19 protein-coding genes and 3 tRNA genes are annotated in these 21,780 nt (G+C 63.7%); 12 read left to right on the forward strand and 10 right to left on the reverse strand.

What is annotated here, in order from left to right; all coding sequences use genetic code 11:
* Positions 1 to 16 precede the first annotated feature (16 nt).
* Positions 17 to 718, reverse strand: a complete 702-nt coding sequence (locus OUZ30_RS08320; protein WP_266181762.1) for a pirin family protein — start codon at positions 716 to 718, stop codon at positions 17 to 19.
* 292 nt (positions 719 to 1,010) lie between these two features.
* On the opposite strand from OUZ30_RS08320, the gene OUZ30_RS08325 reads away from it, so the two are divergent.
* The 6 genes from OUZ30_RS08325 (at position 1,011) to OUZ30_RS08350 (ending at position 3,202) form a co-directional block, all read left to right on the forward strand.
* Positions 1,011 to 1,086 (forward strand) — tRNA-Gly (locus OUZ30_RS08325).
* 84 nt (positions 1,087 to 1,170) lie between these two features.
* A tRNA-Cys gene (locus tag OUZ30_RS08330) sits at positions 1,171 to 1,244 on the forward strand.
* Positions 1,245 to 1,358: 114 nt separating this feature from the next.
* A tRNA-Leu gene (locus OUZ30_RS08335) sits at positions 1,359 to 1,445 on the forward strand.
* Positions 1,446 to 1,469: 24 nt separating this feature from the next.
* Positions 1,470 to 1,808 (forward strand): hypothetical protein, encoded by a 339-nt coding sequence (locus OUZ30_RS08340; protein ID WP_266181763.1) that lies wholly within the window; start codon positions 1,470 to 1,472, stop codon positions 1,806 to 1,808.
* A gap of 258 nt (positions 1,809 to 2,066) precedes the next feature.
* On the forward strand, positions 2,067 to 2,312 hold the full coding sequence (locus OUZ30_RS08345) for a hypothetical protein (RefSeq protein ID WP_266181764.1): 246 nt from the start codon (positions 2,067 to 2,069) through the stop codon (positions 2,310 to 2,312).
* Positions 2,313 to 2,548: 236 nt separating this feature from the next.
* Positions 2,549 to 3,202, forward strand: a complete 654-nt coding sequence (locus OUZ30_RS08350) for a response regulator (protein WP_266181765.1) — start codon at positions 2,549 to 2,551, stop codon at positions 3,200 to 3,202.
* A gap of 79 nt (positions 3,203 to 3,281) precedes the next feature.
* Here OUZ30_RS08350 and OUZ30_RS08355 read toward each other — a convergent pair whose 3' ends face one another.
* Entirely contained in the window at positions 3,282 to 6,437 is a 3,156-nt protein-coding gene (locus OUZ30_RS08355; protein WP_266181766.1) for an Rne/Rng family ribonuclease, read from the reverse strand.
* Between the two features lie 340 nt (positions 6,438 to 6,777).
* On the opposite strand from OUZ30_RS08355, the gene OUZ30_RS08360 reads away from it, so the two are divergent.
* Positions 6,778 to 7,791, forward strand: coding sequence for an RluA family pseudouridine synthase (locus tag OUZ30_RS08360; protein WP_266181767.1), 1,014 nt, complete (start codon positions 6,778 to 6,780; stop codon positions 7,789 to 7,791).
* Here the strand turns inward: OUZ30_RS08360 and OUZ30_RS08365 are convergent.
* Together OUZ30_RS08365 and OUZ30_RS08370 are read right to left on the reverse strand one after the other, a co-directional pair.
* A complete protein-coding gene (locus OUZ30_RS08365; protein WP_266181768.1) occupies positions 7,759 to 9,264 on the reverse strand; it encodes a CPBP family glutamic-type intramembrane protease in 1,506 nt (501 codons plus the stop codon). The two genes, OUZ30_RS08360 and OUZ30_RS08365, sit on opposite strands and share 33 nt — an antisense overlap.
* 32 nt (positions 9,265 to 9,296) lie before the next feature.
* A complete protein-coding gene (locus tag OUZ30_RS08370) occupies positions 9,297 to 9,638 on the reverse strand; it encodes a 4a-hydroxytetrahydrobiopterin dehydratase (protein ID WP_266181769.1) in 342 nt (113 codons plus the stop codon).
* A 142-nt stretch (positions 9,639 to 9,780) separates the two neighbouring features.
* Here OUZ30_RS08370 and OUZ30_RS08375 point away from each other — a divergent pair, with 142 nt between their 5' ends.
* The gene (locus tag OUZ30_RS08375; RefSeq protein WP_266181771.1) at positions 9,781 to 10,389 is read left to right on the forward strand and encodes an NfuA family Fe-S biogenesis protein; all 609 of its coding nucleotides are present in this window, start codon (positions 9,781 to 9,783) and stop codon (positions 10,387 to 10,389) included.
* Between the two features lie 81 nt (positions 10,390 to 10,470).
* Here OUZ30_RS08375 and OUZ30_RS08380 read toward each other — a convergent pair whose 3' ends face one another.
* The gene (locus OUZ30_RS08380; RefSeq protein WP_266181772.1) at positions 10,471 to 10,824 is read right to left on the reverse strand and encodes a c-type cytochrome; all 354 of its coding nucleotides are present in this window, start codon (positions 10,822 to 10,824) and stop codon (positions 10,471 to 10,473) included.
* Positions 10,825 to 10,842: 18 nt separating this feature from the next.
* Positions 10,843 to 11,166 (reverse strand): c-type cytochrome, encoded by a 324-nt coding sequence (locus OUZ30_RS08385; RefSeq protein ID WP_266151365.1) that lies wholly within the window; start codon positions 11,164 to 11,166, stop codon positions 10,843 to 10,845.
* Between the two features lie 185 nt (positions 11,167 to 11,351).
* Here OUZ30_RS08385 and OUZ30_RS08390 point away from each other — a divergent pair, with 185 nt between their 5' ends.
* Positions 11,352 to 12,518, forward strand: a complete 1,167-nt coding sequence (locus OUZ30_RS08390; RefSeq protein WP_266181773.1) for a glycoside hydrolase family 18 protein — start codon at positions 11,352 to 11,354, stop codon at positions 12,516 to 12,518.
* A 236-nt stretch (positions 12,519 to 12,754) separates the two neighbouring features.
* Here OUZ30_RS08390 and OUZ30_RS08395 read toward each other — a convergent pair whose 3' ends face one another.
* The 4 genes from OUZ30_RS08395 to OUZ30_RS08410 form a co-directional block, all read right to left on the reverse strand.
* Positions 12,755 to 13,987 carry a TraB/GumN family protein gene (locus OUZ30_RS08395; protein WP_266181774.1) on the reverse strand — a complete coding sequence of 411 codons (1,233 nt, stop codon included), beginning with the start codon at positions 13,985 to 13,987 and terminating at the stop codon, positions 12,755 to 12,757.
* A gap of 93 nt (positions 13,988 to 14,080) precedes the next feature.
* Positions 14,081 to 14,971: a carbon-nitrogen hydrolase gene (locus tag OUZ30_RS08400; protein WP_266181775.1), complete on the reverse strand. Its 891-nt coding sequence runs from the start codon at positions 14,969 to 14,971 to the stop codon at positions 14,081 to 14,083.
* 153 nt (positions 14,972 to 15,124) lie between these two features.
* The gene (locus OUZ30_RS08405) at positions 15,125 to 16,159 is read right to left on the reverse strand and encodes an agmatine deiminase family protein (protein ID WP_266181776.1); all 1,035 of its coding nucleotides are present in this window, start codon (positions 16,157 to 16,159) and stop codon (positions 15,125 to 15,127) included.
* A gap of 515 nt (positions 16,160 to 16,674) precedes the next feature.
* Positions 16,675 to 17,016 (reverse strand): hypothetical protein, encoded by a 342-nt coding sequence (locus OUZ30_RS08410; protein WP_266183137.1) that lies wholly within the window; start codon positions 17,014 to 17,016, stop codon positions 16,675 to 16,677.
* Between the two features lie 174 nt (positions 17,017 to 17,190).
* Between OUZ30_RS08410 and OUZ30_RS08415 the strand changes: the two genes are divergently transcribed.
* The 3 genes from OUZ30_RS08415 to recJ are packed head-to-tail and all read left to right on the forward strand — an operon-like array spanning position 17,191 to position 21,742.
* Positions 17,191 to 19,101, forward strand: coding sequence for an ABC-F family ATP-binding cassette domain-containing protein (locus OUZ30_RS08415; RefSeq protein WP_266181777.1), 1,911 nt, complete (start codon positions 17,191 to 17,193; stop codon positions 19,099 to 19,101).
* Between the two features lie 8 nt (positions 19,102 to 19,109).
* Complete coding sequence (locus OUZ30_RS08420) at positions 19,110 to 20,030, forward strand: phosphoglycerate mutase (RefSeq protein WP_266181778.1); 921 nt, start codon at positions 19,110 to 19,112, stop codon at positions 20,028 to 20,030.
* On the forward strand, positions 20,027 to 21,742 hold the full coding sequence (gene recJ, locus OUZ30_RS08425) for a single-stranded-DNA-specific exonuclease RecJ (RefSeq protein ID WP_266181779.1): 1,716 nt from the start codon (positions 20,027 to 20,029) through the stop codon (positions 21,740 to 21,742). The genes OUZ30_RS08420 and recJ overlap by 4 nt, the downstream gene beginning before the upstream one ends.
* Positions 21,743 to 21,780: the final 38 nt, after the last annotated feature.

The following is a 21,780-nucleotide window of genomic DNA, read 5'->3' on the forward strand; positions in this document are numbered from 1 at the left end:
CTGACGGGTGCAACGATTACGGGGCCGTATCGACCAGTACCAATTCAGCATCTTCGAGTGCGGTGACAGTCAGCGTCGATTCGTCACGAATAGCGGCACCATCACGCGTATTCAGCGTTACGCCATTGACCTCGACCTTGCCTTTGGACGGCACCAGATAAGCCAGGCGTTTCGGACCAAGCTGATACTCCGCCTTCTCGCCAGCCTTGAGCGTGGCGCCGAGCACGCGCGCATCCGTGCGTAGGGGTAGGGCGTCCGCGTCTTCCTTGAAACCGCTGGCGAGGGCGACGAAGCGACCGGAGCGCTCGCCGACCGGAAAGGGCTTGGTACCCCACGACGGCGGGTTGCCTTGCTGGTTCGGAATGATCCAGATCTGGAAGATGCGCGTCGTACCTGGCTCAAGGTTGTACTCGGCATGCGTGATGCCCGTACCCGCGCTCATCACCTGCACGTCGCCCGCGATCGTGCGACCCTTGTTGCCCAGATTGTCCTGATGCGTGATGGCACCCTCACGCACATAGGTGATGATCTCCATGTCGCCATGTGGGTGCGGCGGAAAACCTGTCTGCGGCGCAATCGTGTCGTCATTCCAGACACGCAGTGCACCCCAGCCCATACGCGAAGCATCGTAGAAATTGGCAAACGAGAAATGATGCTTGGCGTTGAGCCAGCCGTGGTCCGCTCCACCTAGAGCATCGAAGGGTCGACGTTCGATCATGCTGTACTCCTTTGAACGGGCTGTGCCGGATCGGCTAGGCACCAAGATAGAGTGCCGCGCGCACAACACCAACGGTTGTTCGTGGAACGGACTGTTGCGAAAAGCACGCCCAATGCACAGCCTTGCCGAGCCATTGCGATGCTGTCGTGAAGGCAGCCGGGACCGATGAGGGGACGACGGAGTCATGCTCGCATGCGGTCCTCCAAGGCTCGGCGAGCTCCACTCAGGAACGAAAAATTGCCTCCAGACTCTTCACAAATCCGATCGATCTGCTATTATTTCTGACTCTGATGCGGGAATAGCTCAGTTGGTAGAGCACGACCTTGCCAAGGTCGGGGTCGCGAGTTCGAGTCTCGTTTCCCGCTCCAGTTTCCAGCAAACCTCGGCCTTCCCGGGGTTTTGTTTTTTAAGCGGATCGTGACCACGCTTTCAGGTTACGATCCGTGCGCGATGGCCTGGTGGCAGAGTGGTCATGCAGCGGCCTGCAAAGCCGTGTACGCCGGTTCGATTCCGACCCAGGCCTCCATTGCGCAACGAGCAAAAACCCGCCCAACGGCGGGTTTTTTGTGGCCGGGGTTGCCGCTGCTTTGCCCTAGGCTCGACGCGGGCGCATGTTAGGATGCGCAGCCTCAAGCATCCCGCCCGGATGGCGAAACTGGTAGACGCAAGGGACTTAAAATCCCTCAACCGCAAGGTTATGCGGGTTCGACCCCCGCTCCGGGCACCAAGTGGTCTTGCAAGGATGTCCACCATGCGTATGGCAATAGCGGTCTTCGCGGCTGTGACGCTGGTGGGGTGCGCCACTGCCGGCAGCCTTGAAGAACGAGCACCGACTTTTCAGGCCAGCACCACCAAGACCGACAAGACGTACGCCATGTGTGTCGTCGCTCATTGGGTCAGGATCGCGCCCGCAGCGCACGTCGTGGAAGCTGCGGATGGATACCGGGTGATCGTTCCCGACCACGCGGCCGGCGTCGACGAGCTGCTCGTCGTGCGGAGCAGGGCGAATGGCGCTGACGTGGTACTTCACGAACGCATCGAGATTCTTGCCATGAGGGCGTACCGGGATACGGCTCGGGCCTGTCTTTGAGTAGTCGCGAGTTGCGTTGCCGCGTGGAAAGCGTGAGTGCCGAGGTCGACTTGACGGTGCCGCAAGGCTTCGCCATGGGCCGCCCGGCATCGCGCCTTTCTGATGCGATCTTGACCTGGATCTTCGGCCACCACGGGCGCCACTGAGTGCCCGATAGTAGGGAGTGCTTTCCGGCGGCTCCGCCTAACTAGCTGGCAGTGTGCAGTTGCCCTGAGCACCGCGTACGATGTCTGCCCGATGTCAGTGGCGGGAATAGTCATGTCAGTTGTGAGGTTTCTCGGACCCTACGAAGACCGCGTCGCGGCCGAACTGGCCGAGGGTTATGTCGTCGGCACCTGTGCGGGTGATTGCGTGATTGGGCAGGGAGCTTCCATCACAGGCGTTTTTCGGCGCCTCGGCGGGCAGCGATGGACCGATGGGGATGGTCAAGCCATCGCCGTGAATGTCGAGGATTTCGACCTTGACGAAGCGGGCCTCAGGAACTGGGCGACGGGAGTGGAGTAAGCACTCCACTCAGAAAAGCGTATACGGTGAGTCAGCGACCGCGTCTGACCGATCTATGGCACGGCCATTTTGTCCGAGGCGTGGCATCCCCGGTCGCCCCGATGAAAGTCGTTGTAGGCGAATATGCAGTTGCAGTGTAGGTAGTGATCGGGAATTGGCTTCGTGGACGCTCTAGTGGCTTGCGCAAAGCCATATCGCGGCCTATGTTCGAATACTCAACCCACGGAGGGAACCCGGTGATCAAAGTAGTCTTGATCGACGATCACGAGTTGGTGCGCACGGGATTCAGGATGATCCTGCAGCAGCAGCCCGACATCATGATCAGCGGCGAAGCGGGTACGGCCGAGGAGGGCTTGCGCCTGATTCGCGCCAAGGCCCCAGACATTGCCCTGGTCGACGTCCACATGCCCGGCATGAGTGGCATCGAGCTCACCGAGCGCGTCGCACGCTCCAAATTGCCGACCCACGTCATTATCGTGACCGTCGTGGACGATGCACGCTTCCCGAAGCGTTTGCTTGACGCCGGTGCGCTAGGTTATCTGACCAAGGGTTGCGCTGCCGAGGAACTGCTGGAGGCCGTGCGTCAGGTGGCCGGTGGTCGTCGTTACCTGGCGCCGACGGTGGCGCAACAGCTGGCGCTGGCAACGCTTGATGGCGAGGGATCGCCGTTCGACGCCTTGTCCAGCCGTGAGCTCGAGGTAGCGATGATGCTGGTACGTGGCAAGCCACTGACCACGATCGGCGAGCAATTGAATCTCAGCCCCAAGACCGTCTCCACCTATAAACAGCGCCTGATGGAAAAGCTGAAAGTGGATCACGTGATCAGCCTGGCGCACTTGATGACCATTCATGGTCTGCTCGACACGCATAACAACCAGGTCGGCGGCTAGGCTGATCGAGCAAACAAGGGCATAAAAAAAGCCGGACGTGAGTCCGGCTTTTTTGTACCTCATGCACAGGGCACGGTGGTCAGCCGTGCGATGCGTCCTTCTTCACCGTGTCAGCGTCTTCGCCCGTTTCGGCATCTTCCTTGGCGGGCGCGACTGCTGCAGATGGAAGTTCGGTGTGGGCCAGCAGGTCACCCTGCGCTGGCGCGACCGGTGCCGCGGGTTCAATCGCCGGATGCGGCTCGGGTTGCACCGTCACGCTGTCTGGCGTCGCTTGCGCGGCCGCATGCCGGCTCGGTTCCTCGATCCGGGCCGCGGTTTCCAGATGGGTGTGGAAATCGATGCTCGTGCTCGCCACCGTCGGTGCAGGCTCAGCGGCCGGTGCGCTGGCGACGTGAGCATGTACGACGGTCGCTTCGACGTCGGACGTGACCGTCGTCGGAGTCGGCGCTTCGGCGACCTCGTTGGTCACAGTCACACGAGCCGCCGCGACGGCAACCGGGGTGATCGTCGTCACCGGCTCGACAGCAGGAGCTTCGACTCTGACGATCTCAGCGTCGACTTTCTCAGCCAGTACTTCCGGAATCGGCGGCAGCGTTGGCAGATTGAAGGACGCCGGCGCCACGGCACTCAGCACGGGTTCGTGTGCATGGTCCGGCTGGTCGGTCGGAGTCGACGTCGCAGCGACGGTTTCAGCCAGGGGGGCGGGTCGGATCGACGGCTCGGCCAATTCCACTGAAGCCACCGTTGCAACGGCAGCAGCGGCAGCCACGGGCGCGACAGGCGCCGTCACTACCGACGGGCGAGCCATGACGGTGGGGGCCGTACCATCCTGACTACGATCCTCGTCGTCCAGATCGAATCCGTCCTCGGTACCTTCCTGGGGCAGCGCACCGGCCTGTGCGGCGTCCTCATGGCGACGGCGGCGACGGCCACCGCGACGACCGCGACGGCGACGTGACTGGCTGCCCTCGCTCTCGGGACTGTTCTCACTGGCCAGTTCGGTATTCGTGATGGCCTCGGCCACCGGCTTGGCGGCTGCTGCTTCCTTGGCGGCTTCGGCGGCCGGCGCGGCTAGCGGACGCTGCTCGTCGGGCTGGGCGGGCTGCGACGGCTGCGTTGCGGCCGCTGGCTGCTGCGCACGCGGAGGACGCTGCTCTTGTCGCGGCTGCTGCGACTGCTGCTTGCGCTCAGGCTGGGCCTGGCTGCTGGTAGCGTCAGCAGCTGCCTTTTGTTGCTGCTGGCGCGGCTCCTGCTTGGACGTCTGGCTCTGACCTTGCTGCTGGCGCGGCTGCTGGGCCTGGTCGTTGCCACGCTGGCGATTGCCCTTGGCCTGCTGCTGGCCTTTCTGGCCTTGCTGCTGCGGCTGCTGATCTCGACGCGGTTGCTGCGTCTGGCGAGTACCCGGCTGGCCGCCCTGAGCCTGGCGACCACGCTCATCGCGGCGATTGGCGCGGGCGTTGGCCGGTGTGGGCTCGATCTTGGCGGCTGCTGCCGGCGCAGCCGGGACTGCCCCGCTGCGGAACCAGCCGAGCAGGCGCGAGATGACGCCACCAGCGGGGGCCGGCGCAGAGGCGGCCTGGCGTGCCGGCAGGCCCTGCGGCGCGGGTGCTTCCGCTGTCTCTTCGCGAATCGGAGCCGGTGTCGACGGAACGATGCCGCTGACGGCCGGTTGCTCGCCGCTGCCCAGCGCCTGGCCCATCTTCGGCAGAGCCGATGGCTCAACCGCGGTGAGGCGCTCGTAGCTGGGCTTGCTGTGCTCGCCCATGTCTGCTTCGCGGATGCGCTGGATCTCGATATGCGGCGTTTCGAGCTTGTCGTCCGCCACGATCACCACGTGCACCTTGTTGCGCAGCTCGATCTCAACGACGCTGGCGCGCTTCTCGTTGAGCATGAAGTTCGCAACCGCGGGCGGCACCTGCACCAACACCTGACCGGTGTTGTCCTTCATGGCGTGCTCTTCGATCAGTCGCAGCGTCGACAGCGCCAGCGATTCCACGCCGCGGATATGGCCGTGGCCTTCGCAGCGCGGGCAGACGATCTGGGTCGCTTCGCCCAGCGACGGGCGCAGGCGCTGGCGCGACATCTCCAACAGGCCGAAGCGCGAAATGCGGCCGATCTGCACGCGGGCGCGGTCCAGCTTCAGGGCGTCCTTGAGACGCTCTTCCACTTCGCGCTGGTGCTTGGGGCTGTCCATGTCGATGAAGTCGATCACGATCAGGCCGCCGGCGTCGCGGATACGCAACTGGCGAGCGATTTCCACCGCCGCTTCGCAGTTGGTGTTGAACGCCGTTTCCTCGATGTCGCTGCCCTTGGTGGCCTTCGACGAGTTGATGTCGATGGCGGTCAGCGCTTCGGTCTGATCGATGACGATGGAGCCGCCCGACGGCAGGCGCACCTGGCGGTCAAACGCGCTCTCGATCTGGGTCTCGATCTGGTAGCGCGAGAACAGCGGGGTGTCGTCTCGGTATAGCTTGAGCTTGCGCAGGGCATTGGGCATGACCTGCTGCACGAACTCGCGCGCATCGTTATACAGCGACTCCTCGTCAATGAGGATTTCGCCGATGTCGTTGCGCAGGTAGTCGCGCAGGGCGCGGATGAACAGTTTCGATTCCTGATAGATCAGGAACGGCGCCTTCTGGGCGCTTGCGGCGTTGGAGATCGCCTTCCACAGCTGGAGGAGGTAGTCCAGATCCCACTGCAGCTCTTCGGCGTCGCGGCCCATGCCGGCGGTACGCACGATGAGGCCGACGTCGTCGGGGACGGTCAGGTGCTCCAGCGCCTCCTTCAGAGCCTGCCGATCTTCACCTTCGATCCGGCGTGAGACGCCACCGGCCTTCGGGTTGTTCGGCATCAGCACCATGTAGCGGCCAGCCAGGCTGATGAAGGTGGTGAGAGCCGCGCCCTTGTTGCCGCGCTCTTCCTTCTCGACCTGCACGACCACTTCCTGGCCTTCCTTTAGAAGGTCACGGATGTTGGATTTGTTGGGATCAAGGCCCTGCGTGAAGTACTCGCGAGCGATTTCTTTCAGGGGGAGGAAGCCGTGGCGTTCGGCGCCATAGTCGATAAAACAGGCTTCGAGAGACGGTTCAACGCGCGTGATGCGGCCTTTGTAAATATTGGCCTTTTTCTGCTCGCGGGAAGGGATTTCGATGTCGAGATCGTAAAGGGTCTGGCCATCGACGATGGCCACACGCAACTCTTCACGCTGAGTTGCGTTGATCAGCATACGTTTCATTGTAATTTTTCCTCAGCTTGCCGCGCGTCGCGTGCCGCGGTGGCGCCGTAACTTCGGCGGCCTGCCGGGGATCGCGCCGCTGCGGTTAAGCGGCAAAATGACGGCATCGTTTCCGGTGCCGGGGTGATTCGTGGCAGTGCGTTCGTCGCCCCGGAACCCCATGGAACCGGACAAACGACAGCCCGAACCGTTACGATGAAAGGGAGCAACGACCGGCTGCCGTACAGGCGACCGGCGCTATCCTCGCCGACGTCGCGGGCGGGCGCCCCGTTTCCATCCGAACTTCGGCAGGAAGGGACATAACGCCGGCCGAGTATCCTATTTCGTCAGGTTTTTTTCAATGCAGACGGCAACTTCCCCCGACGCACCTCACGGTGTGCGTCAAGTCGAGATCGGACCCGAGCGGGACGGTCAGCGTATCGATAATGCGCTGATGACCCTGCTCAAGGGTGTACCAAAGAGCATGATTTACCGAATTCTGCGCACCGGTCAGGTGCGGGTGAACGGCAAGCGTGCGAAACCCGATACCCGTCTCGCAGCGGGTGATATGTTGCGTATTCCACCGGTCAGGGTGGCCGAAAAGGTCGTCCAGCAGGGACCTGCGCCGGGCATGGTGGCGTCCGTGGTCGACGCGATCATCTTCGAAGACAAGCACTTCCTGGCCATCGACAAGCCGGCCGGCATCGCCAGTCATGGCGGCAGCGGCGTCAGCCACGGCGCCATCGAGCTGCTGCGCGCCGCCCGTCCAACCGAGCATCTGGAGCTGGTGCACCGACTCGATCGGGATACCAGCGGCGTGCTCGTGTTCGCCAAGACCCGTGCCGGCCTGGTCGGGCTGCAGGCGGCGATCCGCGAGGGTACGGTGACCAAGCAATACCTCTGCCTGATGGTGGGGCATCCGTCCAAGGCGAAGTTCGACGTCAACGCACCGCTGCTCAAGTCGGTGCTCCAGGGCGGCGAACGGATGGTAAGAGTGGCCGATAACGGCAAGCCGTCGCTCACTTTTTTCCGCGAGATGGAGCAGTACCCAGCCGCCCGCCTGATGCAGGCAACCCTGGGGACCGGGCGAACCCACCAGATCCGCGTGCATGCCGCACACGTCGGCCATCCGCTCGCCGGCGACCCAAAGTACGGCGATAAGGAAATGAATAAGAAATTCAAGGATTTGGGCCTGAATCGCCTATTCCTGCATGCCGCTCACATGAGTTTCGAGCTCGACGGGCGCTCTTACGGCTTCTCTGCTCCATTGCCAGATGACTTGAAGGATTTCCTGGATGTCCTTGCCGTAAAAGGAAAAAGGATACGCCGCGTGCAGGAATACCTACAGGAAAAAGCGCGCACTGACCCCAAGTGAGCGAAGCAGGTGACCGGTCAGCCCGCTCTCGACCAGCAGGGCGCAGATGGCGTGGGCAACGGCGATCGGGACGAGACAGGGCGACTTCAGAAAACGCCATGCCCACCATAATTCGGCCGCGAAGCAGAGTTGCATCAGCGACCCGTTGGGCGTGTGCAACAGGCCGAACAGGGTGGCCGTGATCAGGATGATCACGGGTGGCGGCAACGCTGTGAGTCGCAACCGCCCCATCACCCACGCAAGCATGGCCCATTGCTGCACTAGCGCCCAGCCGAGATAGGCCAGCATGTGTCGTGGTTCGAGGTGAACCAGCCCATGGCCATCGACCAACATCAGGGCTGCCGTCACCAGAAGAGGGACCAGCGGCCACAGCCAGTCGGCCCAGCTTCGTCCCATCCAGTGCCACCACACCGGCCGGCGGCGCCAATCACTTTGGGCGGCAAAGACCAGGGCTGCGACGAAGGCGGTGACACCGGGAATCGACAGCTGGGTCCCCCAGCGCAGGCCGGCGATCAGCCACAGCGGGCCGGCTGCGATCGCGGCAACGTCCAGCCAGGGACGGGTGACCTCCCGAGTCTGGCGTAGAGCGATCCACACGAGAGCGGCCAGGTACGCGGCACAGACACCCCAGTCCAGCCATCCTGGCAACGGTGCGTCGCCGGTGGCCGTAAAGGACCGCCCGAACGGCAGTACCAGCGCGCCCGGCCAATGCCGTTTCACCAGATCGCGCAGCGACAACATGGTTTCTGCGGATACGCCTGCGGGCAGACGGACCAGAGGGACGCTCCGCCCCGCGTACTGCGCTGACGCAGCGGTCACGCCAGCCTGCGCCACGGCCAGGGCCGAAGGCAGCCGAATATCGGCGATGTCGGCACCGATCGTGGCGGGCAGTGGGGCAGGTTGGGCCGCCCGCAAGTCGACGTTTCCGATCTGCAGCACCGCATGCGCCGGTAGCTGAGGACGCAGTCGCAGCAGATAGGTAACGACAGCGGGAGGCTGGCACGGCTTGCCGGTGTCCGACCGCCAGCTGAGAGTGCGCAGGTCGATAACCAGATCGTTCCCCTGCGAGGGGATGCGACCGACCTCAGAGGCCAGGCAGACCGTGCTGAGCTCATTCGCCTGATAGACCAGGCCCAGGGTGCCTTCGGCGTCGCTTTGCAGCTGCAGATGGAGCAGCGGCCAGTGCGCCAGATCGACCGGCCCGGCTACCGGCAGCCCCAGATCGAAGGTCGAGCCGTCACGACTGGTGACGCGAAGTCCATGGGGACTCGGCGCGATGTCGGCGTTACCGAACACCCGTTGCGCGACCAGGTCGGCAGGGCCGCGCAGGCGCCATCGCCATAGCGGCTGGCCGTTGCGTAGGGTCGCCAGTTCACGCTGTGCATGCTCGGTCAGGTGCTCGCGCGTTACCCAAGCGGACAAGGCGGCCATGCCCCAAAGCAACAGCACGACCGCCACGCCGAAACAGGCCATGGCGAAAACCCGGTGCGTGGCGCGCAGCGTGCTCAATGCTCGAGCAGGGCCTCCACGCGGGCAGCACAGATGAAGTCGTTGAGCGACAGGCCGCCGACGTCATGGGTCGACCACAAGATCTGACAATGACCGTAACCGGCCTCAAGATCCGGATGGTGGTCTTCCTGATTGGCCATGAACCCCACCGCATTGATGAAGCCGAGCGTGTGGTGGAAGTCGCGGAACTTGAAGTCCTTCACGATGGCCTTGCCGTCGGCCACGACCTGCCAACCGGGCAGCTGGGCCAGCAAGTCGGTCACCTTGGCCTGGTCCAGTGCGTGTTCCTTGCCCTTGCGAGGCGTGCAGTGCTGGCTGGCGAGAGTGTTCGTGCTCATGGCAGTCGTTCCGTTCGTGAGATGAAAAGTACCAAAGCGTCGAAGCTTGGAGGGCAAAAGTCAAAAGCGAGCGATAAAGGCGAAATAGGACTAAAATGGTGCTGTTTCGACCCGCAGGGTCGAGGTTTTGGCTGGAGTAGACATGATCGACATTTCAGAACGCGCACAGAAGCATTTCCTTCGATTGCTCTCTCAGCAGGGCATCGATGGATTGAGCATCCGCCTGCGCGTGACCGCGCCGGGTACGCCGGCGGCCAATTGCGAGCTGGAATTTGCCGAGCCCGACGAGCTGACCGGCCAGGAATGGACCATCGTTTGCGACGGGTTCGAGTTTCATGTCGCCGGCGACAGCGCCGCCTGGCTGGAAGGTGCCAGCATCGATTTCGAGCCCAATGCCACAGGCGGCCAGCTCAATATCCGCGCACCGCGCATCAAGGGCGAGATTCCTGGTCAGGAAGCCGGGCTGATCGAACGGGTGCGCTATGTGCTCGAAGCCGAAGTGAATCCGAAGATCGCCTCGCACGGCGGGCGCGTGAGCCTGCTCGAGGTCGACGCCGACGGTGTAGTGGTGCTGCAGTTCGGCGGTGGCTGCCATGGTTGCGGCATGGTCGACGTCACCCTGAAGCATGGCGTGGAAAAGACGCTACGCGAGCGCGTGCCCGAGATCACCGAAGTCCGCGATGCCACCGACCACAGTGGCGGTAGCAACCCCTACTACAAGAAGCATGAAGGGCAGTCGGCACTCGGTTGATAGACGCCACCCTCCAGTCAACGAAAAAGGCCCGCATCGCGCGGGCCTTTTTTTTTGCTCATGCAGGGAGGGCAAGCGCGATTACTTGTCGCCCTGGATGTGGCCTTCCAGCGTGTCGAGCTTGGTCGGCTGGCTCGAGAAGAAGGCGGCGATGTCCTCGATGTCCTGGTCAGACAGCGTGGCGACGAAGCCCTTCATGATCGGGTTGCCGCGCTGGCCGGTCTTGTACTCGCGCAGCGCCTGCTGGATGTACTCGTTGTACTGGCCGGCCAGGCGCGGATACTGCGGGTCGACCGCATTGCCGTCGGCGCCATGGCAGGCGAAACAGACAGCAGCCTTCTGCTTGCCGTTGTCGATGTTGGCGGCAGCCAGCAGCTGGGTGGAAGCGAACGCCAGGACGGCGCCGAATGAAAGCAGGGTAAGCGCACGTTTCATGCGGTAAAGGTCCTTGGCTTACTTGGCGAGGCTGGAAAGATAGGCGGCGATATCGTCGATGTCCTTGTCGGACAGACTCTGCGCCTGCGCCGTCATCGTCGGATGGCTGCGTTCGCCAGCCCGGTACTCGTGGAGCGCGTTGACGATGTACTGCTGGTTCTGGCCTGCGATGCGCGGCACCGGGTAGTTCGGGTAGGCATTCGAGTAACCCGGCACGCCGTGGCAACCGTTGCAGGTGTAGATCAATTTGCGTCCGGCAGCCTTGTCACCCTCGGCATGCACGCTGGCAGTGGCGAGAAAAGCTGCGGCCACGGAGAGGCCAAGCAGTTGCAATCGAGTCATCGAGATCATTCCCACGAGTCCGGCGGGTCCATGGTGAAAAGTCGCAAAAGTATAGTGGTTGCATTCACAAACGGACAGCATGTCGCAAGCCACTGATCTTGATCAGAATGGAGCGCGACAATCGTGAAGTCGTGCACGGGGCGCGCGGTCAGGCCGTGCGATACGCAGACTCAAGGGGAACTTGAATGTCGCAGTGGAAGGTTGGGTTACAAGGTCGTCGGCCGTGCTGGAAGAAGACAGTTTTGCAGGTACTGCTGGCCGGCCTGGTGGGCGGTTTTGCCACGTTCGCTTCAGCCGCGGATGCGCCGGCGCATTACCGCATCGTCGGCTATGTGATGGATGCCAAGCCGTTGCCGCACGTGAGTGCCGACAAGCTCGACGTCATCAACTATGCCTTCGCGCAGCTCGACCCCAAGGGCAATGTCGTGTTTCCCAGCCCTATCGTCGACCAGACACTCGCCACCTTGGTGGGCCTGCGCAAGGTCAATCCCGGCCTGAAGATCATTGTGTCCATCGGCGGCTGGGGGGCGGACCATTTCTCCGATACGGCACTTACGGACGCCTCGCGTCAGCACATGGCCGACAGTGCCGCCACGCTGGTCGAGAAATACGATGTCGACGGCATCGATCTCGACTGGGAGTATCCCACGCTGCCAGGCGCCGGCATCGGCCATCGCCCCGAGGACAAGCGCAATTTCAGCTTGCTGCTGGAAACCTTGCGCGCCCGTCTGGACAAGCTCGGTGACGCACACGGTGGCCGCCATTACCTGTTGTCGATTGCCGCAGCGGATGGTGAGTTCGTGCAGGGCATCGAGCTGGAGCGCGTGTCGCGTTCGCTCGACTGGATCAATTTGATGACGTACGACTTCCACAACAGCCTGACGCCCACGACGGGACATCACGCCGGGCTGCATCTGTCCAAGCTGGCACCTGCGGATGATCGTGCTGGCGACAAGGCGGTCGAACAATTTCTGGCGGCTGGGGTGCCGGCGAAGAAACTCAACCTCGGCGCAGCTTTCTATGGTCGCGCCTTTTCCGGCGTGAACCCGCAGGACAATGGGCTGTATCAGAAGTACGCCAAATACGCGGGTGATCCGTCTTGGCGCAAGCTGGTTGCCGATTACATCGACAAGCATGGCTATGTGCGTCATTGGGACGAGCAGGCCCAGGCACCGTATCTATGGAATGCCGCCACGCGCAGCTTTGTCAGCTATGAAGATCCGCAGTCGCTGCGTGCCAAGGCGGCCTTCGTCACATCGAAGGGACTGGGCGGCGTGATGTATTGGGAGCACGGTCTCGACAAGCACGAAGAGTTGCTGGATGTGCTGGATCAGTCCTTGAACAAGCACTGATCCGTAACTGCCATACCCCGGCACCGCACCCGGGGACTTCGAAAGACCGCGCCTTTTGCCGTCATTCCCGCGTAAGCGGGAATCCAGCGACTTTCGCCCACTGAACACCAAGTCTCTGGATTCCCGCTTGACCAGCCGTCCGGCTGTTGAGAGCCGCGGGAATGACGAGTCTTGCGAAGTTGCCGCCTGTGACATCCCAGCGTTTGTCTGGATGTCGCTGCGACGTGTGGTTTCGCCTAGAGCAAGCTCTTCAGGATATGAATGCCCGCGGTGTACTCGCCGACGATGGTGCCGAGGCTGACCAGGAAGAAATTGAGCAGCGTGCGCGCGACGCGGTTCTTCCACCAGCCACGCCAGTGGCCAATGTCGTCGCGCAAGGTCTCGAAGTCGGCCACGCGCGGACGACGAACCCACGCTTCCACCATGGCGCTGATACCACCTGAAGGAATGCCGGGCCGGAAGGGTTTGAGGGGCGCAGCAATAAACGCCGAAAGCATGCTTAGCGGGTGAGCTCCCGCGATGATCGCGCCAAGAACGGCGAAGCCACCGGTGAGCAGTACCCAGTCGCGCAGCGCCGCCGCGCCCAGCGCCGTGTCGCGATGGAAGGCGAAGCCGATGGCGGCGAACACCGCCAAGACCAGTCCGAGCGCCACCCACTTTGGCCAGCGTGACTTGGTCGGCGTGCTGGCGAGCTCGGCGGCTTCCACGACGGGATCGCCCTTCTGCGAGCGAAGCAGCTCGCACAGGCCCTTCAGATGGCCTGCGCCGATCACCACGAGTACGCGACGCCCTTCGCCAAAGCCCGCGCGCGTCGCCTGCTCGCGCAGTCGGGCCGCCATGTAGGCGTCGCGCTCGGCGATCAGGCTGCGGAACAACGGCGCCGATTCGCTGGCAAATTCGCTGAAGGCGCTCTCCAGCATGTCGCCCTGCTTGAGCTTCTCGATTTCGGTTTCCTCGATCGCCTCGCGTTCGAACACGCTGGCGATCAAGCCACCGAGCAGTCCAAAACGTTGCCAGAAACCGACGCTATGCCAAGCGCGGCGCAGCGTGGTGCCGACCTCGCGATCCACTAGCCACAGCGGCAATGCGCGTTGCTCGGCGCCGTCCATTGCAGCCTTCATCTCGGCGCCCGGCTGGATGCCGTACTGCTCGGCCAGGCGCTTCTGGAACGAGGACAACACCAGGCTGGCAGCGACCATGCCGGCCTTGCCCTGGCGGATTACCTGGAACAGATCCATTTGCTTGAATGCGTCGGGATCGCGCATGCCCTGGGCACGGCTGTCACACAACTCAACCGCGACGGCATCGAAAGGCTCATGGGCGAGCAAGGCGTCGACCGCCTCGACGCTGGCGCGCGAAACGTGCGCGGTGCCCAGTACGACGTATTCCACCCCGTCCCGGGTAACCCGCTCGATGGGCTGGTCGCGCAGCACGGGCGGGAGGGAGTCGGCGATATCGGTCACTGTCATGCGCGGCGTCGATCTGGCAGGGGAACTCCCTGCATGGGGTTGGCTGGGGCATGGCACAAGCCATGCCCCGGAGGGCGAGCAGCGAATCAGGCCTCAGTCACGGAATCGCTTGAGCAAATCACTATACGCATCGATGCGGCGGTCGCGCAGGAACGGCCAGATCCGGCGCACGTGCTCGCTGCGCGCCATGTCCACGTCCACCACCAGCAGTTCGCGCTGGTCCGTGCCCGCCTGGGCCAGGAATTCACCCTGCGGCCCGGCCACGAAGCTGGTGCCCCAGAACTGGATGCCGCGACCCACACCCGAGGCATCGGCCTCGTAACCGGTGCGGTTGCACGACAGCAGCGGCAGGCCGTTGGCCACGGCATGGCCACGCTGCACAGTGACCCAGGCTTCGCGCTGGCGATCCTTCTCAGCTTGATCGTCCTGCGGATCCCAGCCAATGGCGGTGGGATACAGCAGCAGGTCAGCGCCCGCCAGCGCCATCAGGCGTGCGGCTTCCGGATACCACTGGTCCCAACACACCAGCACGCCGAGGCGGCCCACGGACGTATCGATGGGGTCGAAACCCAGGTCGCCCGGCGTGAAGTAGAACTTCTCGTAGAACGCCGGATCGTCCGGAATATGCATCTTGCGGTACTTGCCCGCGATCGTCGCCGAACGGTCAAACACCACCGCGGTGTTGTGATAAAGCCCGGTAGCGCGCTTCTCGAAGATCGAAGCGACCACGACCAGTTTCAGCTCTTCGGCCAGCTTGCCGATGCGCGCGGTGCTGTGGCCGGGAATGGTTTCGGCCAGGTCGAACTCATCGACCGACTCGTGTTGGCAGAAGTACGGACCATTGTGCAGCTCCTGCAGCAGCACCAGTTCGGCACCCGCCGCCGCGGCCTCGCGCAGGCCCGCCTCAATGGCATCGAGATTCGCATCGCGGCTGCCGCGGTGGGTTTCCTGCAACAGGGCGACTTTCAAGGTCTTGCGGGTCATGGGCGTACTTCCGGCGTGAGGGCCTGCCGGCAAAGGCAGGCCGCGCATTCTAATGGATACGACGCATCGACACCGATCGTGCCGGCGGGGGTAGACCCCTCATATGGGCCTGTCCGGTGCTGGTTTCCAGCACCCGGCACCGACTTTCCCGGATCAGACGATGCCGGCCGGCAACTGCATGGTGATGCAGTGCAGGCTGCCGTTCTGCCAGATCAACGGACGGCACGGCACCTGCACGATCTCGCGATCGGGGTGCGCTTCGCCAATGATGCGCGCAGCCTCGTCGTCAACCACGTCGCCATAGGCCGGTACCAGCACGGCACCGTTGACGATCAGGTAGTTCGCGTACGACGCCGCCAGGCGGCGACCTTCGTCGAGGATGGGGCGCGCCCAGGGCAGGGGATAAAGCTGGTACGGGCGACCATCCGGCGTGCGCAGGGCCGCCAGCTCCTCGCCCATGCGCTTGAGTTCGTCGTGATGCGGATCGCTGGCGTCGTCGCAGGCCTGGTACACGATGCGATCGCCGGGAGCGAAGCGCGCCAGCGTATCGATATGGGCGTCCGTATCGTCGCCTTCGAGATAACCGTAGTCGAGCCACAGCACGCGCCGGGCGTGCAAGCTGTCACTGAGGATCCGACTCATCTCCTCGCGAGACTGGTCCGGATGTCGCTGCACCAGGCAGCGCCAGGTCGTCAGCACCGTGCCCACGCCATCGCTTTCAATGCCGCCGCCTTCCAGCGCCCAGTCGATGCGCTTGTGCGCCGCCTTGCCGAACACGCCGTCGCTGACCAGGCCGGCGATCAGCGCGTCATCCTGTTCGGCGCCGAACTTGCCGCCCCAGCCGGTGAAACGGAAATCGGTGAGCTGGAACGTGCCATCAGCGGATTTCAGCGTGATCGGGCCCGAATCGCGCAGCCAAGTGTCGTCGTAGGGCTGCTCCACCAAGCGAATCTGCGACAGGTCCACGCCTTCACCGGTCAGCAGCGATTGCACACGGATGCGCAGTTCGTTATCCGCGACCACGATGATCAGCGGCTGGAAGCAGGTGACCGCGGCGGCCAGCGCCACGTACGTCGTCTCCACTTCGGCCAGGCGCTCGGCCCAGTCGGTGTCGGCATGCGGCCAGGCGATCAGCACGGCCGATTGCGGCTCCCATTCCGCCGGTAGACGCAGGCTAGGGTCAATCATCGAGTCGTTCTCTTGCATCGGGGACAGCAACCAGCCACCAGGGCGGGCTGCAAGGGATGCGAAGTGTAGTCGATGCTGCCGCGTCCTTCTCCCTTTTGGGCGGCCCGAAGGTAGCCGCGGTGAGGCGCGGCGGGCGTTCCGGTTACTCGCTTTTGCTCCTTCTCCCCAAAGGGGAGAAGGTTGGGATGGGGGGCGGGTGCTTGCCTTTGACGCGACGATCGAGCGTTATCGCCGGCGTGCCGCCTACGCAGCGGGCGTTCCGAACCGCTGCCGCGGTCCGGAACGCCCGCTGCGTAGGCGGCACGCCGGCGATAACGCTCAGTTGCCGCGCGAAAGGCGAACGCCCACTCCTCAGGAACTCCGCTCGATCGTACGCGGCACGTTTCGGCGCCATGCGGGGTCTTTTCCAGCCAGCCATTGGGCGACCAAAGACCCGGAAAAGGGCGCGCGCCCAGGCCGTCAGAAACGACAACGCGGCCCGTGTCACCACGGGCCGCGCGGCTTGGACCTCGAAATTACTTGACTGAGGCTGGATTGGTATTGTTGCCCGCCGGTGTATTAAGCACCGCGTGGATCACGTGGTTCTGCTCGAAATACACGATGAAATTCGAGTAGTCCCAGCGGTTGATCACCGGTTGCCGAGGGTTGCTGCCGCCGCGCGGTTCAAGCTTGCGCTGCGGGGCGCCGAACTTCTGTTCGACCTGGGCCATGGTCATGCCGCGGGTGGGCAGGTTCATGCCCTGTTCCTGCTGCACGCGATTGACGAGCAGGCTGTCCTGGCCGGCCTGGACAGGCGTGGATGCGCCGGCCGCGGCCAGCAACACGGTCATGGACAGGCTGATGCTGAACTTGCTGATTCCGTACTTGTTCACGGGTCCCCTCTCCGCGCAAGGCGATGCCGCGTCGTTGTAGCAGAACTATCCGGGCTATTCCATGCGAATCTGCGGCGAATGCGATGGGGTGGGCATTCGCTCCCGGTATGATGGGCGGCTGCGGGCGGCAGGACGCCCGGTCCGGATAAGCTCTTTACTATGATTTCCTTTCGTCGCTTTGCCCTCCGCCGTGGCAGCCGCTTGCTGCTTTCCGATATCGATCTGGTGATCCAGAGTGGCTGGCGGCTGGGTGTGGTCGGCCGTAACGGCTGTGGCAAGTCCAGCCTGTTCGCCGCACTGCAGGGCAAGGTCGATGCCGATACCGGTGACCTGGACATCCCGTCCAAGCTGCGCATGGCTTCCGTGGCGCAGGAAACCCCCGCGCTACCCGACCCGGCCATCGAATATGTGATGGGCGGCGACGAGGAACTGGCGATCGCCCTGCGCGACGAACTCGACGCCGATGCGCGAGGCGATACCGAGGCCATGGCCAGGGCCCACCATCGCATCGAGGAATTGAACGGGTACGACGCACGCGCTCGGGCTGGCCGCCTCTTGCATGGCCTCGGCTTTTCCGCGGATACCCATGAGACGCCGGTGCAGGAGTTCTCCGGTGGCTGGCGCGTGCGTCTGAACCTGGCACGCGCCCTGATGGCGCCGTCCGAGCTGCTGCTGCTCGACGAGCCCACCAACCATCTCGATCTCGATGCCGTGCTGTGGCTGGAGGAGTGGCTGCGTCGTTATCAGGGCACGCTGCTGGTGATCTCACATGACCGCGAGTTCCTCGACGGCGTCATCACCCACACGCTGCATTTGAACGATGGCAGCGCCAAGCTCTACACGGGCAACTACAGCGCCTTCGAACGCCTGCGCGCCGAGCAGTTGCGCCAGCAGCAGATTGCGCATGAGCGTGAGCAGGCCGAGCGTGCGCACCTGCAATCGTTCGTGGATCGCTTCAAGGCCAAGGCCAGCAAGGCCAAGCAGGCGCAGTCGCGCGTCAAACGACTGGAGAAGCTGGCCGGCACCGAGGCGGTGCGTGCGGAGCGGCAGTTCCGCTTTCAGTTCGCCGTACCCGATCGGCTACCCGACTCGATGCTGCAACTGGAAGAGATCGAGGCCGGCTATCCCGGTGAAGACGGCGCGCCGCCGACGGCGATCCTGCACAACCTACGATTCCGCCTTGAAGCGGGCGAGCGCATCGGCCTGCTCGGTCCGAACGGCGCGGGTAAATCCACCCTGGTGAAGACCTTGGTGGGCGAACTTGAGCCGCTCGCTGGCGAGCGCAAGGCGCACAAGGATCTGAAGATCGGCTACTTCGCTCAGCACACGGTTGAAAGCCTCGAGGAGGGCTCCTCGCCGTTCGATCATCTGCAGGACAAGGCGCCGGGTGTGGGCGCGCAGGCGATCCGTGATTTCCTGGGCACCTGGAATTTCGCGGGCGATCGCGCGTTCGAATCGGTCGATGGCTTCTCTGGCGGCGAACGCGCGCGACTGGCGCTGGCATTGATCGCCTGGGACAAGCCCAACCTCCTGCTGCTCGACGAACCCACCAACCATCTCGACCTGGACATGCGCGAAGCGCTCGCCGATGCGCTGGCGGACTTCGATGGTGCGCTGGTACTGGTGTCGCATGATCGCCATTTGCTGGGACTGGTCTGCGACAGCTTCTGGCGCGTGGCCGATGGTGCGGCGGAAGGCTTCGATGGCGACCTGGACGACTACGCGCGCTGGTTGCGCAGTCGCGGCGCTACCAGCAAGAAGAACAAGAAGAAGGAGGCCGAGGCGAAGCCGTCGGCCCGGGTCGAATCACCGGAAGAGCTTCGCCAACGCGCCGCCGCCCAGCGCGAGCTCGAAAAGGTCGCGCGTCAGCGCGTCAAGAAGATCGAGACGCGCGTGGCCACCATCGAAGGCGAGCTGGGCGCGCTGGAAGCCAAATTAGCCGATCCGGCAACCTACAACGAGCCGACCTCGGAGATGATGCGCATGAGCCAGCGCCAGGCGGAGTTGCGCGGCGAGAAGGAAACACTGGAAGGCGAGTGGCTGAAGCTGTACGAACAGTTGGAGGCATGAGTCAGCGCATGAATGCTCCCGGGCCGAATCCGCTGGAACTGTGGCTGCCCGACCTGGGGCGTTTCGATCCGCAGCATCCCGTGCATGCGCTGCTGCGCAAAGCGGATGGCCTGGAGCCAGGCGCCAAGGGCTATCTCGCGGGGCTCGCCGGGCGTTTCGTGGTTTCCGGTGGCCTGCCGGCAGCGGCTTTGACGCGCGAACTGATTGCCGGCGATGCGGGCGACGCCACTTGGCTGTGCGCCGATCCTGCCTGGGTGCAGCCGGATCTCAACGGTGTACGCCTGCTTGCCTGCGGGCAGCTGCAGTTGAGCATGGAAGAGGCGCAGGCGTTCGCCAGGCCATTGAAGCCTGTCTTCGGCGATGCAGGAATGATTCTGGAAGTCTCATCGGCGGATCATTGGCACGTACGTCTGCCGACCAATGCACCGTTGCCGGCGTTCGCCGCTCCCGAACAGGCGCTGGGCGAAGACTTGTTCGAACATCTGCCGCAAGGTGCGGACGGACGTCGATGGCGCGTGCTTATCAATGAAGTGCAGGTGCTGTTGCATCAGCACCCGCTCAATGCCGAGCGTCGTACACGGGGCATGCCGCCGATCAACAGCCTGTGGTTGTGGGGCGGCGGACGCTTGCCCGACGTCGTGCGTACCAAGCTGGCCGGTGTCATTGGCGATGACGTATTGCTTGGTGCACTGGCCAAACGTGCCGGTGTTGCCGTGGTCGCGCGTTCGGCTTCGAGCGTCGAAGGAGCTGCACCGGGCTGGATGATCGATCTGCAGGATCTGCCGATGGATGACCTGGCCACGACCTGGTGGCCGAGCGTGCAGGCACTCGCTCAACGCCAACCCTTGCAACTTAGTTTCGCGAGCGGTGAGCGTTGGTTGTATCGTCCCTGGCACCGCATGCGCTTCTGGCGCGGGAGCGCCAAATGAGAATGGTCAGCCTGCGTCGACGCGTGCCGCAGGGTGTGCCTCATGGCTGGAGTACGGCCGTCCATCCGGTCCTGCAACAGGTTTACGCGGCGCGCGGTGTGCTGTGCCCGGAACACGCCGAATATCGCCTGGCGCGCCTGCTCGACCCGCAGCAGCTGGGTGGTCTTGAGCAGGCGGTCACGCTGTTGATTGAAGCGATTCGCGGCGACTGGTCGATCCTCATCGCAGGTGATTACGACTGCGACGGTGCCACGGGTACGGCCGTGGCGGTCCGCGGCTTGCGCATGCTGGGCGCGCGCCATGTCCGCTATGCCGTGCCGAATCGCTTCATTCACGGTTACGGACTCAGTCCGGCGCTGGTCGAATCGCTGCAACCCAAGCCGCAGTTAATCGTCACCGTGGACAACGGTGTGGCGAGCGTGGCCGGTGTAGCGGTCGCGCAAGCGCAAGGTATCCGCGTCATCGTGACGGATCATCACCTGCCGGGCGAGCAGTTGCCGGCCGCCGACGCTATGGTCAATCCCAATCTGTTTGGCGATGAATTTCCCAGCAAGGCACTCGCCGGCGTGGGTGTGATGTTCTATCTGTTGCTCGCCTTGCGCGCGGCATTGCGCGAGCAGGGCGACTTCGCGTCTGGGAACGAACCCGATCTTTCGGTGCTGCTGGATCTGGTCGCCGTCGGCACCGTGGCGGACCTGGTGCCGCTGGATTTCAATAATCGCGTACTGGTCGAAGCAGGCCTCAAGCGTATTCGTAGCGGTCGCGCTTGCGTGGGTGTGGTTGCCCTGGTGGAAGCAAGCAAGCGCAGCCTGGCAACGCTTTGCGCCAGTGATCTGGGCTATGCCATCGGGCCGCGCTTGAATGCCGCCGGCCGGCTGGAAGATATGCGGCTGGGCGTTGAGTGCCTGCTCACCGACGATGTGTCACAGGCTCGCCACTATGCGGAGTTGCTCAGCTCCATCAATCAAGAGCGCCGTGAGCTGCAGGCGACGATGGTGGCCGAGGCCGAGGTCATGGTGACACGCGCCGCCGACACCGATGCGGTCGGCGTGGCGCTGTTCGAGCCGAGTTGGCACGCCGGCGTGGTCGGCCTCGTGGCATCGAAACTGAAAGAGCGCCTGCACCGGCCCGTGATCGCCTTTGCTCCTGCCAGCGAGGATGCTGCCGACGAGCTGCGTGGATCGGCGCGATCCATCGCCGGTTTCCATATACGCGATGCGCTGGCGATGATTGATGCGCGCCATCCAGGCCTTATCGAGCGCTTTGGCGGGCATGCGATGGCTGCCGGCTTGAGCCTCAAAGCAGCCGATTACCCGCGCTTCGCCGCCGCGTTTGACGCCCTTGCGCGCGAATGGCTGGACCAGGACCACCTTCAGGCTGTGCAGCTTTCAGATGGCGAGTTGCCGCCAGGCGCAGCCACGCTGGACCTGGCGCATCAGCTGCGGGCGGCGGGCCCATGGGGCCAGGCGTTTCCCGAACCCATCTTCGATAACGTGTTCGAATGCGCGAGCTGGCGCTTGATGGGCGAGCGGCACTTGCGCTTGAGTCTGCGCGACCCGCGTGACGGTTCAGTGCATGACGCGGTGATGTTCAACGCCTACGAGGGTTCTCCGCCGCCGGTGTCGTTGCGCGCGGTCTACGAGCTGGTGATCAACGACTGGCAGGGGCGCGAGAGTCCGCGCCTGTTATTGCGGCATATCGAAGCTTTGTAGCTGCCAGCATGTAGGTGGCCGGGCCAGGGGAACCCTTG

This window comes from Dyella humicola (assembly GCF_026283945.1).
GTDB classification, from domain to species: Bacteria; Pseudomonadota; Gammaproteobacteria; order Xanthomonadales; family Rhodanobacteraceae; genus Dyella; species Dyella humicola.

What these genes read in the sequence shown, in the direction of transcription:
- OUZ30_RS08320 (WP_266181762.1), bottom strand. Translation starts at nt 718, where the DNA reads ATGATCGAACGTCGACCCTTCGATGCTCTAGGTGGAGCGGACCACGGC.
- OUZ30_RS08340 (WP_266181763.1), top strand. Translation starts at nt 1,470, where the DNA reads ATGCGTATGGCAATAGCGGTCTTCGCGGCTGTGACGCTGGTGGGGTGC.
- OUZ30_RS08345 (WP_266181764.1), top strand. Translation starts at nt 2,067, where the DNA reads ATGTCAGTTGTGAGGTTTCTCGGACCCTACGAAGACCGCGTCGCGGCC.
- OUZ30_RS08355 (WP_266181766.1), bottom strand. Translation starts at nt 6,437, where the DNA reads ATGAAACGTATGCTGATCAACGCAACTCAGCGTGAAGAGTTGCGTGTG.
- OUZ30_RS08360 (WP_266181767.1), top strand. Translation starts at nt 6,778, where the DNA reads ATGCAGACGGCAACTTCCCCCGACGCACCTCACGGTGTGCGTCAAGTC.
- OUZ30_RS08365 (WP_266181768.1), bottom strand. Translation starts at nt 9,264, where the DNA reads ATGGCCTGTTTCGGCGTGGCGGTCGTGCTGTTGCTTTGGGGCATGGCC.
- OUZ30_RS08370 (WP_266181769.1), bottom strand. Translation starts at nt 9,638, where the DNA reads ATGAGCACGAACACTCTCGCCAGCCAGCACTGCACGCCTCGCAAGGGC.
- OUZ30_RS08375 (WP_266181771.1), top strand. Translation starts at nt 9,781, where the DNA reads ATGATCGACATTTCAGAACGCGCACAGAAGCATTTCCTTCGATTGCTC.
- OUZ30_RS08380 (WP_266181772.1), bottom strand. Translation starts at nt 10,824, where the DNA reads ATGAAACGTGCGCTTACCCTGCTTTCATTCGGCGCCGTCCTGGCGTTC.
- OUZ30_RS08385 (WP_266151365.1), bottom strand. Translation starts at nt 11,166, where the DNA reads ATGACTCGATTGCAACTGCTTGGCCTCTCCGTGGCCGCAGCTTTTCTC.
- OUZ30_RS08390 (WP_266181773.1), top strand. Translation starts at nt 11,352, where the DNA reads ATGTCGCAGTGGAAGGTTGGGTTACAAGGTCGTCGGCCGTGCTGGAAG.
- OUZ30_RS08395 (WP_266181774.1), bottom strand. Translation starts at nt 13,987, where the DNA reads ATGACAGTGACCGATATCGCCGACTCCCTCCCGCCCGTGCTGCGCGAC.
- OUZ30_RS08400 (WP_266181775.1), bottom strand. Translation starts at nt 14,971, where the DNA reads ATGACCCGCAAGACCTTGAAAGTCGCCCTGTTGCAGGAAACCCACCGC.
- OUZ30_RS08405 (WP_266181776.1), bottom strand. Translation starts at nt 16,159, where the DNA reads ATGATTGACCCTAGCCTGCGTCTACCGGCGGAATGGGAGCCGCAATCG.
- OUZ30_RS08415 (WP_266181777.1), top strand. Translation starts at nt 17,191, where the DNA reads ATGATTTCCTTTCGTCGCTTTGCCCTCCGCCGTGGCAGCCGCTTGCTG.
- OUZ30_RS08420 (WP_266181778.1), top strand. Translation starts at nt 19,110, where the DNA reads ATGAATGCTCCCGGGCCGAATCCGCTGGAACTGTGGCTGCCCGACCTG.
- recJ (WP_266181779.1), top strand. Translation starts at nt 20,027, where the DNA reads ATGAGAATGGTCAGCCTGCGTCGACGCGTGCCGCAGGGTGTGCCTCAT.